Raw genomic sequence first — 17,083 nt, forward strand, 5'->3', positions numbered from 1 at the left:
TCCTTCTATTCTGCCCAGATGGCAGAATCTTCAATTTCTCTAATAGTATGATCAAGATCATCCGTCATTATTGTAACATGTCCCATCTTCCGATTCTTCTTTGCTTGTTGTTTTCCATAAAGATGAATAGACCAATCTGGATATTTTAGTAAAGAGTTCGTAACAGGCATGACATGTTGCCCAAGAATATTCACCATAACAGATGGGCTCCAAAGTTTGGGCTTACGTAAAGGCCAGCCGCAGATTGCTCGAATGTGTTGATGAAATTGCGAAATGTTACAAGCTTCGATTGAGTAATGACCAGAATTATGAGGTCGTGGTGCTAATTCATTGATCAAAATCGTTCCATCTTCAAGGACGAACATTTCAACAGCTAATGTACCAATTAGTTGAAGATAATCTGCAATTCTTTCCGCAGCCTCGATGGCTAATACCGCTGTCTTTTCTTCAATTCTTGCAGGTACAATTGTTTCATGAAGAATATGGTTGACATGAATATTTTCTCCGATTGGTAAACAATACGTTTCGCCTTGCTTATTTCGTTGAACAATAACGGAAACTTCTTTTATGAATGGAACAAACGCTTCTGCTACACAAGCCGAATGTTCAAATAATGGCCCTGCTAGTTCTAATTCAGAAGATGAATGAATCGTCTGCTGACCTTTTCCATCATAACCACCACGAGCTGTTTTTACGATACAAGGATAACCAACTTTTTCAATGTTTTTCACTAGTTCATTAAAATTTTGACATGCAACGTAATTTGCAACGGGACAGCCTGATTCACTAATGGCTGATTTTTCTTGAATGCGGTCTTGTGTAATCTTGATTAACTCAGCGCCTTGTGGTACATAAGCAATTTCTGTTAATTGTTTTAATCCTTCATAATCGATATTTTCAAATTCAAACGTAATGACGTCACTTACTTCTGCTAATTCTTCAAGTGCCGTTTGATCATTGTAAGGTGCAACAATTCGAATGTCTGCAACTTGACCACATGGCGAATCCATCGTTGGTTCTAATACAGCAATTTTAAATCCAGCTTCTTTTGCAGCAAGTGCCATCATACGTCCAAGCTGCCCCCCACCAATAATACCAATGGTTTGACCAGGAAAAATCGTTTTCATCACTGTAATTCACCTGTGCTTTCTAAAGCTTTCATCTTCATCTCTTGTCGTCTTGCTTCTATTTTTTCAGTAATAACTGTATTGGTTGTTGATAATATTTGAGCTGCTAACAATCCTGCGTTAGTAGCTCCGGCTTTCCCAATCGCCACGGTTGCTACAGGAACACCTCCTGGCATTTGCACGATTGATAATAATGAATCGATTCCATTTAACGCCTTAGATTGAACTGGTACGCCAATAACGGGTAATGTAGTTTTGGCTGCTACCATTCCTGGTAAATGAGCTGCACCGCCAGCGCCAGCTATTATGACTTGCAATCCCCTGCTACGAGCTTCCTGCGCATATTCAAACATCAAGTCAGGTGTACGATGAGCAGAGACTACTTTTTTTTCATATGGAATTTCTAATTCATCTAAAATGTCACAAGCATATTTCATAGTTTCCCAATCACTTGAACTTCCCATGATTACGCCAATTTTCGGATTCATGTATGTAAGCCTCCTATCAATTACGCCTCGGGGTAACTGGTCCAAATTTTGAATCTCGCTCAAAATTTATTTCATCCGCCGAAGGCTCTAACTTCTAACAGCGAGTGTTTATGGCACCTGTTAAAAGAAGTTAAACAAATAAAATATCCTCAGATACCCCAATTCACACATTATTACCATGCGCGAAAAGCAGATACCTGAGGATTTTGAAATGACAGGACTATAAAAGATAGAATATCCCCTGTACATTATTCCTAAAGTTGCTTTCCCGCATAGTCCAGCATTTACGGTGCTGGGTAGAGACACTAGAGCCAATCCTCTAGCATATATGGGGATTCGATGTTTTTCTTCTCACATTTTAACAATAGAAAGTATACAAGTCAACAATAAAATACGAACAATAAAATAAATTAAAAAGTTCATTGTTCGTATTTTAATCAGATTTCTTTCTATTCTTCTATTAACATGCCTTTAAATTTGATAATTTGACGAATTGGAACAGGCTCTCCATTCACCATTTGAAAAAGGGGTTCCTCTTTTCTCCCTACCGGCATATAGCCTTCTTTCTTCATTCTTTCCAAACATGCGTCAATTGTTTCGGTTTCTTCTACTTCAAACCATACTTGTTTTTTAGCCAAAGTGTCACTTCCTTACATAGATCTTCTCTTATTATAACTGCTAGGACATCTTTCATTATAAAATGAAACTTCACTCAGTGGGGATTTTCTTCATCCAAATCCAACACTGATTGTTAGTTGAACAAATCAGCTTTTAATCTCAGTTGATCTTCCACCTATCCTCTTTTCTCCTACCTGAGCCTTAAAGTGGAAGCTTAACATTCCGTTAATGAGAAATAAAAAAATACACAGGATTCCATATCCTGTGTAAAATTCTATAATCCATTAAATTTCTATTCCCTTTTCTTGTGGTTGGATACGTGCAACACCAGTAGATATTGCCGCAAGTCTTACCGCTCTTGCGACAGTATCTGTTACACTTGCATCGAAAATCTCCGGTACAATTCGTCCATCTTTCAAATCTTGTTCAGTGATAAGAGAAGCAATTGCACTAACTGCAGCTAGTTTCATTTCTTCATTGATATCTGATGCACGTACATCTAATGCCCCTCTAAAAATACCAGGAAATGCCAGCATATTGTTAATTTGGTTTGGATAATCTGATCTTCCTGTTGCAATTATTCTTACTCCCCACTCATTAGCATGGTCATATGAAATCTCTGGGTTTGGATTTGCTAATGCAAATACAATCGGATTATTATTCATGGACTGAATCATTTGCTTAGTTAAAACATTTGCTACAGACACACCTATAAAAATATCCGCACCTGTTAAAGCATCTTCAAGTGAACCTTGTACCCCATCTAAATTACTAAACTTTGCAATGCGCTCTTTCATTGAATTCATACCTATTTTACGATCTTTATGAATAATCCCTTTAGTATCACATACAATCATATGCTCAAAGCCTAAGTTACGTAATAAGCGTAAAATCGATATTCCAGCTGCACCAGCGCCATTAATAACAACTCGTACATTTTTAATATCTTTATTGACAATTTTCAATGCATTTAATATTCCGGCACCAACAACGATTGCTGTCCCATGTTGATCATCATGAAAAACAGGTACATTGCATTCTTCCCGAAGACGCTCTTCAATAACAAAGCAACGGGGTGCTGAAATATCTTCTAGATTAATAGCGCCAAAGGTTGGACTAATGGCTTTCACAGCTTGTATAATTTCTTCTGTATCTTTTGTATCTAAACAAATTGGAAAGGCATCTACATTTGCAAAACGTTTTAATAAAAGTGCTTTCCCCTCCATCACTGGTAATGCAGCTTCTGGCCCAATATCTCCTAATCCAAGTACAGCTGTGCCATCCGTTACGACCGCCACTAAATTTCCCTTCATTGTATAGTCATAAACAGCATTCGGATTTTTTTCAATTTCAATACAAGGCTCTGCAACTCCTGGTGAATAGGCTAAACTCAAATCCTCGATCGATTCTACTGGCAACTTAATCTGTACATCTAACTTACCGTTCAAATTTTTGTGCAAATCTAAAGCTCGTTCTCGTAAACTCTTCAATAGTTACACAACCCCTTTTTAGTAATAAACCATTTTCCAATTCAAGTTTTGGGAATTGAATTAGATCACCAATCAAGTGCTTTATGTTCGATTTTTACTCGAAAAAATTATAAAACTCATTACTGCTATAGAGATATATACTAGTGTACTATTAACTAATTGTCAATATTATTTGAATATTCATTTTATTTTAGTTATTTAATTAACTAAAGTGTTTTTTATAACATCTTATATAATATTTTATAAAGTGTAATTTTATAACTCGGCAATTTCTGAGGTTATTTGAAAAATGTAAACGATACGCAATTTATAGAGTGGCTTTTTATTATTATGGAAATGAGGGAAATTTATCAAAAAATAGACACCGTTAAAGAATATTGTTGATTTTTATAGGTTTGGCTACAGGCAGATACTTTCCGCGGGCAAACAACGAGCCGCATGGTCTCTCTTTGCTTTCTTCTGCTGCTTAGGTTGCCGCTTTTCGCTCAATAAAAACTTTTTCAATATCAACAATTAAGTATAACAGGACCAAAAAATAAAAAAGGTACTACCGATAAAATCAGCAGTACCTTAGTAAGCCTAGCAACGTCCTACTCTCGCAGGGGGACAGCCCCCAACTACCATTGGCGCTAAAGAGCTTAACTTCTGTGTTCGGCATGGGAACAGGTGTGACCTCTTTGCCATCATTACTAGACTATTGAGATTGTTCTCTCAAAACTGGATAAACATTCATTGAAGTTCTTAAATCAACTTTTGGTTAAGTCCTCGATCTATTAGTATTCGTCAGCTCCATGTGTCACCACACTTCCACCTCGAACCTATCTACCTTGTCGTCTTCAAGGGATCTTACTTACTTGCGTAATGGGAAATCTCATCTTGAGGGGGGCTTCATGCTTAGATGCTTTCAGCACTTATCCCGTCCACACATAGCTACCCAGCGATGCTCTTGGCAGAACAACTGGTACACCAGCGGTGTGTCCATCCCGGTCCTCTCGTACTAAGGACAGCTCCTCTCAAATTTCCTACGCCCACGACGGATAGGGACCGAACTGTCTCACGACGTTCTGAACCCAGCTCGCGTACCGCTTTAATGGGCGAACAGCCCAACCCTTGGGACCGACTACAGCCCCAGGATGCGATGAGCCGACATCGAGGTGCCAAACCTCCCCGTCGATGTGGACTCTTGGGGGAGATAAGCCTGTTATCCCCGGGGTAGCTTTTATCCGTTGAGCGATGGCCCTTCCATGCGGAACCACCGGATCACTAAGCCCGTCTTTCGACCCTGCTCGACTTGTAGGTCTCGCAGTCAAGCTCCCTTGTGCCTTTACACTCTACGAATGATTTCCAACCATTCTGAGGGAACCTTTGGGCGCCTCCGTTACTCTTTAGGAGGCGACCGCCCCAGTCAAACTGTCCGCCTGACACTGTCTCCTACCCCGCTAAGGGGTACGGGTTAGAATTTCAATACAGCTGGGGTAGTATCCCAAGGACGCCTCCACCGAAGCTGGCGCTCCGGTCTCTCTGGCTCCTACCTATCCTGTACAAGCTGTACCAAAATTCAATATCAGGCTACAGTAAAGCTCCACGGGGTCTTTCCGTCCTGTCGCGGGTAACCTGCATCTTCACAGGTACTATAATTTCACCGAGTCTCTCGTTGAGACAGTGCCCAGATCGTTACGCCTTTCGTGCGGGTCGGAACTTACCCGACAAGGAATTTCGCTACCTTAGGACCGTTATAGTTACGGCCGCCGTTTACTGGGGCTTCGGTTCTCACCTTCGCTTACGCTAAGCAATCCCCTTAACCTTCCAGCACCGGGCAGGCGTCAGCCCCTATACGTCACCTTACGGTTTTGCAGAGACCTGTGTTTTTGCTAAACAGTCGCCTGGGCCTATTCACTGCGGCTCTCTCGGGCTTGCACCCTACTAGAGCACCCCTTCTCCCGAAGTTACGGGGTCATTTTGCCGAGTTCCTTAACGAGAGTTCTCTCGCTCACCTTAGGATTCTCTCCTCGACTACCTGTGTCGGTTTGCGGTACGGGCACCTCCTACCTCGCTAGAGGCTTTTCTTGACAGTGTGAAATCAGGAACTTCGCTCATACGAGCTCGCCATCATAGCTCAACGTTATAGAGAGCGGATTTGCCTACTCTCACGCCTTACTATTTAGACGCACATAACCAACAGTGCGCTTACCCTATCCTACTGTGTCCCCCCATTACTCAAATGGTAGGGAGGTGGTACAGGAATATCAACCTGTTATCCATCGCCTACGCCTATCGGCCTCGGCTTAGGTCCCGACTAACCCTGAGAGGACGAGCCTTCCTCAGGAAACCTTAGTCATTCGGTGGATGGGATTCTCACCCATCTTTCGCTACTCATACCGGCATTCTCACTTCTAAGCGCTCCACCAGTCCTTCCGGTCTGACTTCTCAGCACTTAGAACGCTCTCCTACCACAGACATCGTAGATGTCTATCCACAGCTTCGGTGAATTGTTTAGCCCCGATACATTTTCGGCGCAGCGTCACTCGACCAGTGAGCTATTACGCACTCTTTAAATGATGGCTGCTTCTGAGCCAACATCCTGGTTGTCTAAGCAACGCCACATCCTTTTCCACTTAACAATTACTTTGGGACCTTAGCTGGTGGTCTGGGCTGTTTCCCTTTGACTACGGATCTTATCACTCGCAGTCTGACTCCCGTGTATAAATCACTGGCATTCGGAGTTTGTCTGAATTCGGTAATCCGGGATGGACCCCTAGTCCAAACAGTGCTCTACCTCCAGGATTCTCTATCACGAGGCTAGCCCTAAAGCTATTTCGGAGAGAACCAGCTATCTCCAGGTTCGATTGGAATTTCTCCGCTACCCACACCTCATCCCCGCACTTTTCAACGTGCGTGGGTTCGGGCCTCCAGTAAGTGTTACCTTACCTTCACCCTGGACATGGGTAGATCACCTGGTTTCGGGTCTACAACCACATACTCATTCGCCCTATTCAGACTCGCTTTCGCTACGGCTCCGTCTTTTCAACTTAACCTTGCATGTAATCGTAACTCGCCGGTTCATTCTACAAAAGGCACGCTATCACCCATTAACGGGCTCTAACTACTTGTAGGCACATGGTTTCAGGATCTCTTTCACTCCCCTCCCGGGGTGCTTTTCACCTTTCCCTCACGGTACTGGTTCACTATCGGTCACTAGAGAGTATTTAGCCTTGGGAGATGGTCCTCCCAGATTCCGACGGAATTTCACGTGTTCCGCCGTACTCAGGATCCACTCAGGAGAGAATGAACTTTTGACTACAGGACTGTTACCTTCTTTGGTGGGTCTTTCCAAACCGCTTCGTCTAACTCATTCCTTTGTAACTCCGTATTGAGTGTCCTACAACCCCAAGAGGCAAGCCTCTTGGTTTGGGCTCTTCCCGTTTCGCTCGCCGCTACTAAGGGAATCGAAATTTCTTTCTCTTCCTTCAGGTACTTAGATGTTTCAGTTCCCTGAGTCTGCCATCATGACGCTATGTATTCACGTCAAGATACTGTCCCATTACGAACAGTGGGTTCCCCCATTCGGAAATCTCCGGATCAAAGCTTACTTACAGCTCCCCGAAGCATATCGGTGTTAGTGCCGTCCTTCATCGGCTTCTAGTGCCAAGGCATCCGCCATGCGCCCTTAATAACTTAACCTATAAGTTATTAAGCCTAAAAAATTTAAAACTTAATATAAAAAATGTGTTACTTAAGAATTTCTTCAATGTCGTTTTATCCAGTTTTCAAAGAACAAGTTTTGAAAGCGATGAGCCTTCAAAACTGAACAGCAAGCGTTAATCGTATAAGTTCCAAGAACTTATTTCCGAAATATTCCTTAGAAAGGAGGTGATCCAGCCGCACCTTCCGATACGGCTACCTTGTTACGACTTCACCCCAATCATCTATCCCACCTTCGGCGGCTGGCTCCAAAAGGTTACCTCACCGACTTCGGGTGTTACAAACTCTCGTGGTGTGACGGGCGGTGTGTACAAGGCCCGGGAACGTATTCACCGCGGCATGCTGATCCGCGATTACTAGCGATTCCGGCTTCATGTAGGCGAGTTGCAGCCTACAATCCGAACTGAGAACGGTTTTATGAGATTAGCGTACTCTCGCGAGTTAGCGACTCTTTGTACCGTCCATTGTAGCACGTGTGTAGCCCAGGTCATAAGGGGCATGATGATTTGACGTCATCCCCACCTTCCTCCGGTTTGTCACCGGCAGTCACCTTAGAGTGCCCAACTAAATGATGGCAACTAAGATTAAGGGTTGCGCTCGTTGCGGGACTTAACCCAACATCTCACGACACGAGCTGACGACAACCATGCACCACCTGTCACCAATGTCCCCGAAGGGAAAACTCTATCTCTAGAGCGGTCACTGGGATGTCAAGACCTGGTAAGGTTCTTCGCGTTGCTTCGAATTAAACCACATGCTCCACCGCTTGTGCGGGCCCCCGTCAATTCCTTTGAGTTTCAACCTTGCGGTCGTACTCCCCAGGCGGAGTGCTTAATGCGTTAGCTGCAGCACTAAGGGGCGGAAACCCCCTAACACTTAGCACTCATCGTTTACGGCGTGGACTACCAGGGTATCTAATCCTGTTTGCTCCCCACGCTTTCGCGCCTCAGTGTCAGTTACAGACCAGACAGTCGCCTTCGCCACTGGTGTTCCTCCAAATCTCTACGCATTTCACCGCTACACTTGGAATTCCACTATCCTCTTCTGCACTCAAGTTCCCCAGTTTCCAATGACCCTCCACGGTTGAGCCGTGGGCTTTCACATCAGACTTAAGAAACCACCTGCGCGCGCTTTACGCCCAATAAATCCGGACAACGCTTGCCACCTACGTATTACCGCGGCTGCTGGCACGTAGTTAGCCGTGGCTTTCTAATAAGGTACCGTCAAGGTACGTTCATTTCCTAACGTACTTGTTCTTCCCTTACAACAGAGTTTTACGATCCGAAAACCTTCATCACTCACGCGGCGTTGCTCCATCAGACTTTCGTCCATTGTGGAAGATTCCCTACTGCTGCCTCCCGTAGGAGTTTGGGCCGTGTCTCAGTCCCAATGTGGCCGATCACCCTCTCAGGTCGGCTATGCATCGTTGCCTTGGTAGGCCGTTACCCCACCAACTAGCTAATGCACCGCGGGCCCATCCTGTAGTGACGCCGAAGCGCCTTTCAACATCTTCACATGAGAGAAGATGGATTATCCGGTATTAGCTCCGGTTTCCCGAAGTTATCCCAGTCTACAGGGCAGGTTGCCCACGTGTTACTCACCCGTCCGCCGCTAAATCAGAGGAGCAAGCTCCTCATCATTCGCTCGACTTGCATGTATTAGGCACGCCGCCAGCGTTCGTCCTGAGCCAGGATCAAACTCTCCATAAAAGTAAAGTTTGAAAGCTCATTAGCTTTGCTAGCGTATCATCTATAAGATGATATCTATTGTTTGTCCTTGTTACTAACAGAAGTTAGTGAACAAAGTTTATTGATTAACGTCTTGCTTGTTCAGTTTTCAAGGTTCATGTTCAGTTCGCTCATTAACGAACTTTTATATCTTATCAAACTCTCATTGTTTTGTCAACATTTTTTATTAAAATATTCAACACAACTTCGTTACATTTAACAGCAACTTAATCATTATATCATATCGTTTTAGAATGTCAACAAAAAATTTATCTATTTTAGAAGATTGATATCATTTTTTGTCGTTTTATTTCAGCGACTTAATCATATTAACATTTAAATGCATAGCAGTCAATGGTTTCTCTTCTTTTCTTATAAAAATTAATGGAAATTTAAATCTAGCCTTTTATTTATAGAATTCCACTTCTATTTTTATTGATTACTTTGTATAAGCTAATGAGGAACTTGATACATTAACTAATCAAAATCATTGCCGAAATTTCGTGCTATATCAACTAGCTACCTCTCAGACAAATCTAGCAGACCAATAAATTTAGCATGGTCTGCCATAATTCTTAAAAAGAAGACATTTTCTTTAATAATGGCATCCGGTTGCGGTTTCGTTTTATCTTCATTTTATTCAATTAATCGTTTTCTAAATCTTAAATTGAGCGAGGCGAATACTTTTCTCAATAACTTCAAGCATTACTCTTCTTGGATAAATATATTAAATGATATGAATGAAAATTTATGGACTAAGTCTATATCCAAAGGCAAATGGTCTGTAAGTGAAATAATTGCACATATTATAAATTAGGATCACCATCTTTTAACTGAGGTTCTCCCCAGTACGAAACGAAAAAGGATGGAATTCCCCTGATTTTGATACACATAATAAAGTAGCATTTGATTATGTAAAGCAGGCATATCAAAATCAGAACTTCTTAAGAAAACAAAAGATATTAGAGAGTTACTTGTAAAAGAACTTAAAGAAATACAAATAGAAAAATTAAATAAACCATTACCATGGAGTGATTCATTGCCCACATACAGGAATGCCTTATTCCCTTATATACATTATTAAGGAATTTATAGATCATGATGACCACCACAAAAAACTAGTCATACATTTTTAAAATAAAACAACTTGAGCTAATATCAAGTTGTTAAGGAAAGAAATAAGAATTTCCCTCATAAACATTTATGAGGGATAAGAATGTTGTTATTCTAATACATCTATCGATGTATTTTCTTTGTTTAATCACTACAACAGAACATTTTGCAATAAAAAAAATGAGAAGAAAACTTATAGTTTTCTTCTCATTTCTATTGATTTGCCTAGCAACGTCCTACTCTCGCAGGGGGACAGCCCCCAACTACCATTGGCGCTAAAGAGCTTAACTTCTGTGTTCGGCATGGGAACAGGTGTGACCTCTTTGCCATCATTACTAGACTATTGAGATTGTTCTCTCAAAACTGGATAAACATTCATTGAAGTTCTTAAATCAACTTTTGGTTAAGTCCTCGATCTATTAGTATTCGTCAGCTCCATGTGTCACCACACTTCCACCTCGAACCTATCTACCTTGTCGTCTTCAAGGGATCTTACTTACTTGCGTAATGGGAAATCTCATCTTGAGGGGGGCTTCATGCTTAGATGCTTTCAGCACTTATCCCGTCCACACATAGCTACCCAGCGATGCTCTTGGCAGAACAACTGGTACACCAGCGGTGTGTCCATCCCGGTCCTCTCGTACTAAGGACAGCTCCTCTCAAATTTCCTACGCCCACGACGGATAGGGACCGAACTGTCTCACGACGTTCTGAACCCAGCTCGCGTACCGCTTTAATGGGCGAACAGCCCAACCCTTGGGACCGACTACAGCCCCAGGATGCGATGAGCCGACATCGAGGTGCCAAACCTCCCCGTCGATGTGGACTCTTGGGGGAGATAAGCCTGTTATCCCCGGGGTAGCTTTTATCCGTTGAGCGATGGCCCTTCCATGCGGAACCACCGGATCACTAAGCCCGTCTTTCGACCCTGCTCGACTTGTAGGTCTCGCAGTCAAGCTCCCTTGTGCCTTTACACTCTACGAATGATTTCCAACCATTCTGAGGGAACCTTTGGGCGCCTCCGTTACTCTTTAGGAGGCGACCGCCCCAGTCAAACTGTCCGCCTGACACTGTCTCCTACCCCGCTAAGGGGTACGGGTTAGAATTTCAATACAGCTGGGGTAGTATCCCAAGGACGCCTCCACCGAAGCTGGCGCTCCGGTCTCTCTGGCTCCTACCTATCCTGTACAAGCTGTACCAAAATTCAATATCAGGCTACAGTAAAGCTCCACGGGGTCTTTCCGTCCTGTCGCGGGTAACCTGCATCTTCACAGGTACTATAATTTCACCGAGTCTCTCGTTGAGACAGTGCCCAGATCGTTACGCCTTTCGTGCGGGTCGGAACTTACCCGACAAGGAATTTCGCTACCTTAGGACCGTTATAGTTACGGCCGCCGTTTACTGGGGCTTCGGTTCTCACCTTCGCTTACGCTAAGCAATCCCCTTAACCTTCCAGCACCGGGCAGGCGTCAGCCCCTATACGTCACCTTACGGTTTTGCAGAGACCTGTGTTTTTGCTAAACAGTCGCCTGGGCCTATTCACTGCGGCTCTCTCGGGCTTGCACCCTACTAGAGCACCCCTTCTCCCGAAGTTACGGGGTCATTTTGCCGAGTTCCTTAACGAGAGTTCTCTCGCTCACCTTAGGATTCTCTCCTCGACTACCTGTGTCGGTTTGCGGTACGGGCACCTCCTACCTCGCTAGAGGCTTTTCTTGACAGTGTGAAATCAGGAACTTCGCTCATACGAGCTCGCCATCATAGCTCAACGTTATAGAGAGCGGATTTGCCTACTCTCACGCCTTACTATTTAGACGCACATAACCAACAGTGCGCTTACCCTATCCTACTGTGTCCCCCCATTACTCAAATGGTAGGAAGGTGGTACAGGAATATCAACCTGTTATCCATCGCCTACGCCTATCGGCCTCGGCTTAGGTCCCGACTAACCCTGAGAGGACGAGCCTTCCTCAGGAAACCTTAGTCATTCGGTGGATGGGATTCTCACCCATCTTTCGCTACTCATACCGGCATTCTCACTTCTAAGCGCTCCACCAGTCCTTCCGGTCTGACTTCTCAGCACTTAGAACGCTCTCCTACCACAGACATCGTAGATGTCTATCCACAGCTTCGGTGAATTGTTTAGCCCCGATACATTTTCGGCGCAGCGTCACTCGACCAGTGAGCTATTACGCACTCTTTAAATGATGGCTGCTTCTGAGCCAACATCCTGGTTGTCTAAGCAACGCCACATCCTTTTCCACTTAACAATTACTTTGGGACCTTAGCTGGTGGTCTGGGCTGTTTCCCTTTGACTACGGATCTTATCACTCGCAGTCTGACTCCCGTGCATAAATCACTGGCATTCGGAGTTTGTCTGAATTCGGTAATCCGGGATGGACCCCTAGTCCAAACAGTGCTCTACCTCCAGGATTCTCTATCACGAGGCTAGCCCTAAAGCTATTTCGGAGAGAACCAGCTATCTCCAGGTTCGATTGGAATTTCTCCGCTACCCACACCTCATCCCCGCACTTTTCAACGTGCGTGGGTTCGGGCCTCCAGTAAGTGTTACCTTACCTTCACCCTGGACATGGGTAGATCACCTGGTTTCGGGTCTACAACCACATACTCATTCGCCCTATTCAGACTCGCTTTCGCTACGGCTCCGTCTTTTCAACTTAACCTTGCATGTAATCGTAACTCGCCGGTTCATTCTACAAAAGGCACGCTATCACCCATTAACGGGCTCTAACTACTTGTAGGCACATGGTTTCAGGATCTCTTTCACTCCCCTCCCGGGGTGCTTTTCACCTTTCCCTCACGGTACTGGTTCACTATCGGTCACTAGAGAGTATTTAGCCTTGGGAGATGGTCCTCCCAGATTCCGACGGAATTTCACGTGTTCCGCCGTACTCAGGATCCACTCAGGAGAGAATGAACTTTTGACTACAGGACTGTTACCTTCTTTGGTGGGTCTTTCCAAACCGCTTCGTCTAACTCATTCCTTTGTAACTCCGTATTGAGTGTCCTACAACCCCAAGAGGCAAGCCTCTTGGTTTGGGCTCTTCCCGTTTCGCTCGCCGCTACTAAGGGAATCGAAATTTCTTTCTCTTCCTTCAGGTACTTAGATGTTTCAGTTCCCTGAGTCTGCCATCATGACGCCATGTATTCACGTCAAGATACTGTCCCATTACGAACAGTGGGTTCCCCCATTCGGAAATCTCCGGATCAAAGCTTACTTACAGCTCCCCGAAGCATATCGGTGTTAGTGCCGTCCTTCATCGGCTTCTAGTGCCAAGGCATCCGCCATGCGCCCTTAATAACTTAACCTATAAGTTATTAAGCCTAAAAAATTTAAAACTTAATATAAAAAATGTGTTACTTAAGAATTTCTTCAATGTCGTTTTATCCAGTTTTCAAAGAACAAGTTTTGAAAGCGATGAGCCTTCAAAACTGAACAGCAAGCGTTAATCGTATAAGTTCCAAGAACTTATTTCCGAAATATTCCTTAGAAAGGAGGTGATCCAGCCGCACCTTCCGATACGGCTACCTTGTTACGACTTCACCCCAATCATCTATCCCACCTTCGGCGGCTGGCTCCAAAAGGTTACCTCACCGACTTCGGGTGTTACAAACTCTCGTGGTGTGACGGGCGGTGTGTACAAGGCCCGGGAACGTATTCACCGCGGCATGCTGATCCGCGATTACTAGCGATTCCGGCTTCATGTAGGCGAGTTGCAGCCTACAATCCGAACTGAGAACGGTTTTATGAGATTAGCGTACTCTCGCGAGTTAGCGACTCTTTGTACCGTCCATTGTAGCACGTGTGTAGCCCAGGTCATAAGGGGCATGATGATTTGACGTCATCCCCACCTTCCTCCGGTTTGTCACCGGCAGTCACCTTAGAGTGCCCAACTAAATGATGGCAACTAAGATTAAGGGTTGCGCTCGTTGCGGGACTTAACCCAACATCTCACGACACGAGCTGACGACAACCATGCACCACCTGTCACCAATGTCCCCGAAGGGAAAACTCTATCTCTAGAGCGGTCACTGGGATGTCAAGACCTGGTAAGGTTCTTCGCGTTGCTTCGAATTAAACCACATGCTCCACCGCTTGTGCGGGCCCCCGTCAATTCCTTTGAGTTTCAACCTTGCGGTCGTACTCCCCAGGCGGAGTGCTTAATGCGTTAGCTGCAGCACTAAGGGGCGGAAACCCCCTAACACTTAGCACTCATCGTTTACGGCGTGGACTACCAGGGTATCTAATCCTGTTTGCTCCCCACGCTTTCGCGCCTCAGTGTCAGTTACAGACCAGACAGTCGCCTTCGCCACTGGTGTTCCTCCAAATCTCTACGCATTTCACCGCTACACTTGGAATTCCACTATCCTCTTCTGCACTCAAGTTCCCCAGTTTCCAATGACCCTCCACGGTTGAGCCGTGGGCTTTCACATCAGACTTAAGAAACCACCTGCGCGCGCTTTACGCCCAATAAATCCGGACAACGCTTGCCACCTACGTATTACCGCGGCTGCTGGCACGTAGTTAGCCGTGGCTTTCTAATAAGGTACCGTCAAGGTACGTTCATTTCCTAACGTACTTGTTCTTCCCTTACAACAGAGTTTTACGATCCGAAAACCTTCATCACTCACGCGGCGTTGCTCCATCAGACTTTCGTCCATTGTGGAAGATTCCCTACTGCTGCCTCCCGTAGGAGTTTGGGCCGTGTCTCAGTCCCAATGTGGCCGATCACCCTCTCAGGTCGGCTATGCATCGTTGCCTTGGTAGGCCGTTACCCCACCAACTAGCTAATGCACCGCGGGCCCATCCTGTAGTGACGCCGAAGCGCCTTTCAACATCTTCACATGAGAGAAGATGGATTATCCGGTATTAGCTCCGGTTTCCCGAAGTTATCCCAGTCTACAAGGCAGGTTGCCCACGTGTTACTCACCCGTCCGCCGCTAAATCAGAGGAGCAAGCTCCTCATCATTCGCTCGACTTGCATGTATTAGGCACGCCGCCAGCGTTCGTCCTGAGCCAGGATCAAACTCTCCATAAAAGTAAAGTTTGAAAGCTCATTAGCTTTGCTAGCGTATCATCTATAAGATGATATCTATTGTTTGTCCTTGTTACTAACAGAAGTTAGTGAACAAAGTTTATTGATTAACGTCTTGCTTGTTCAGTTTTCAAGGTTCATATCTCGTCGTCATCTTAACGACTTTTATATCTTATCACATCTGTTTCACAAAGTCAATAACTTTTTTATCAGAAGTTTTAAGTCATAATTTGTTGTTTGCTTCCTCGTAACGAGTCAACGTCATTTACTATACTCCCCTATTAGCTAGTTGTCAACGTTTTAATTGAAAATAATAATGATTTTATTAAAACTTTTACTCTCCTTCTATAGTAAACACAAAAAAGCAGCTTCCCTTAAAAGGAAAGCTGCTAAATTATTATTGGAATTATCTTACCCAAATGAAGTATGCAAGGAATACGAAGAATAAAACATACATTAATGGATGTACTTCTTTTTTACGTCCTGCAAGTAACATTGTAATTGGATAGAAAATGAACCCAACTGCTATACCAGAAGCAATACTATAACCCATTGGCATCATGAACATTGTCATAAACGCTGGTACTGCAATTTCGAATTTATCCCATTCAATTAATCGTAATGAAGACGCCATCATTACCCCAACAATTACAAGTGCAGGAGTTGTTACTGCTGTTGTTACGACACTTAGTAATGGCGAGAAGAATAATGCTAGTAAGAAAAGCACACCGACTACAACTGCCGTAAAACCAGATCGTGCACCTGCACCAACACCAGCAGTAGATTCAACATATGCAGTAGTAGTTGAAGTCCCAAAGATAGAACCAACTGTTGTACCTAATGCATCTGCTAATAAAGCTTTACCAGCTCGTGGTAATTTATTGTCTTTTACTAATCCAGCTTGGTTTGCTACGGCCATTAATGTACCTGCTGTATCAAAGAAGTCTACGAATAAGAATGTTAAAACAACTACAAGAAATTTAACGTTAAATAATGATGCGGGATCATGAATAATAGGATCTAATGCAACACCAAATGTTGGTGCAACACTCGGAATCGATGAAACAACTGCTTTTGGTACGTCTACTAAACCAAAGATCATACCGAGTATTGCAGTGATTACCATACCGTAGAAAATACCTGCTTTTACTTTACGTGCTAATAAAATAACCGTTATAAAAATACCAGCGATTGCTAGCAATACATTACCATCTGTGAAATCACCTAAAGTAACAAATGTGCTTTTATTTGCTACCACAATACCTGCATTTTTTAAACCAACAAAAGTTATAAATAAACCAATACCTGCAGAAACAGCATATTTTAGCTGAACCGGAATAGCATTGATAATTGTTTCACGAATACCTGTTAATGAAAGAATAATAAAGATAACACCTGAGAAGAATACGCCTGTTAAACCTGTTTGCCATGGGATATGGTAAGTTAAGATAACAGTATAAGCAAAGAATGCATTAAGTCCCATCCCCGGAGCTAAACCGATTGGATATTTTGCGATGAAGCCCATAATGAATGAACCGACTGCTGCTGCTAAAGCTGTTGCCACAAAAACAGAACCATAATCCATACGCATTGCGTCAGGTAAATCTTTTACATCTGCTAACGTTAAAATAAGTGGATTTAACGCTAAAATATATGCCATTGCTAAGAATGTTGTAACTCCACCAATTATCTCTCGGCGGTAATTGGTGCCAAGTTCTTCAAATTGGAAATACTTTTTCATGATTAATCCTCCGTATGCCGTCT

The 17,083-nt window shown here is 43.9% G+C and carries 5 protein-coding genes, 6 rRNA genes, 1 pseudogene and 1 riboswitch; of the genes and pseudogenes, 1 reads left to right on the forward strand and 11 read right to left on the reverse strand.

Going from position 1 to position 17,083, the window contains the following annotated elements; all coding sequences use genetic code 11:
- Positions 1-5: 5 nt before the first annotated feature.
- From purK to Q8X41_RS10450, 7 genes are all read right to left on the reverse strand, one after another.
- Positions 6-1,130 carry a 5-(carboxyamino)imidazole ribonucleotide synthase gene (purK, locus tag Q8X41_RS10420; RefSeq protein WP_397540140.1) on the reverse strand — a complete coding sequence of 375 codons (1,125 nt, stop codon included), beginning with the start codon at positions 1,128-1,130 and terminating at the stop codon, positions 6-8.
- Positions 1,127-1,615 (reverse strand): 5-(carboxyamino)imidazole ribonucleotide mutase, encoded by a 489-nt coding sequence (gene purE, locus Q8X41_RS10425; RefSeq protein WP_397540141.1) that lies wholly within the window; start codon positions 1,613-1,615, stop codon positions 1,127-1,129. The genes purK and purE overlap by 4 nt, the downstream gene beginning before the upstream one ends.
- Positions 1,616-1,868: 253 nt before the next feature.
- Positions 1,869-1,967, reverse strand: a riboswitch (purine riboswitch).
- A 97-nt stretch (positions 1,968-2,064) separates the two neighbouring features.
- Positions 2,065-2,253, reverse strand: coding sequence for an NETI motif-containing protein (locus Q8X41_RS10430; RefSeq protein ID WP_397540142.1), 189 nt, complete (start codon positions 2,251-2,253; stop codon positions 2,065-2,067).
- A gap of 264 nt (positions 2,254-2,517) precedes the next feature.
- Entirely contained in the window at positions 2,518-3,723 is a 1,206-nt protein-coding gene (locus tag Q8X41_RS10435) for an NADP-dependent malic enzyme (protein WP_397540143.1), read from the reverse strand.
- Between the two features lie 577 nt (positions 3,724-4,300).
- Positions 4,301-4,417: ribosomal RNA gene (rrf, locus tag Q8X41_RS10440) — 5S ribosomal RNA — on the reverse strand.
- A gap of 59 nt (positions 4,418-4,476) precedes the next feature.
- Positions 4,477-7,404: ribosomal RNA gene (locus Q8X41_RS10445) — 23S ribosomal RNA — on the reverse strand.
- 182 nt (positions 7,405-7,586) lie between these two features.
- A 16S ribosomal RNA gene (locus Q8X41_RS10450) occupies positions 7,587-9,134 on the reverse strand.
- Positions 9,135-9,819: 685 nt separating this feature from the next.
- Here Q8X41_RS10450 and Q8X41_RS10455 point away from each other — a divergent pair.
- Positions 9,820-10,288, forward strand: a pseudogene (locus Q8X41_RS10455) (DinB family protein).
- A 200-nt stretch (positions 10,289-10,488) separates the two neighbouring features.
- On the opposite strand, the gene rrf (Q8X41_RS10460) reads toward Q8X41_RS10455, so the two are convergent.
- The 4 genes from rrf (Q8X41_RS10460) to Q8X41_RS10475 form a co-directional block, all read right to left on the reverse strand.
- Positions 10,489-10,605: ribosomal RNA gene (gene rrf, locus Q8X41_RS10460) — 5S ribosomal RNA — on the reverse strand.
- Positions 10,606-10,664: 59 nt separating this feature from the next.
- Positions 10,665-13,592 (reverse strand): 23S ribosomal RNA (locus Q8X41_RS10465).
- A 182-nt stretch (positions 13,593-13,774) separates the two neighbouring features.
- Positions 13,775-15,322, reverse strand: a 16S ribosomal RNA gene (locus Q8X41_RS10470).
- The 16S, 23S and 5S rRNA genes sit together here, the layout of an rRNA operon.
- Positions 15,323-15,725: 403 nt before the next feature.
- On the reverse strand, positions 15,726-17,060 hold the full coding sequence (locus tag Q8X41_RS10475) for an NCS2 family permease (protein WP_397540144.1): 1,335 nt from the start codon (positions 17,058-17,060) through the stop codon (positions 15,726-15,728).
- Positions 17,061-17,083 lie beyond the last annotated feature (23 nt).

It is taken from the genome of Rummeliibacillus pycnus (assembly GCF_044359855.1).
Lineage (GTDB): Bacteria > Bacillota > Bacilli > Bacillales_A > Planococcaceae > Rummeliibacillus > Rummeliibacillus pycnus_A.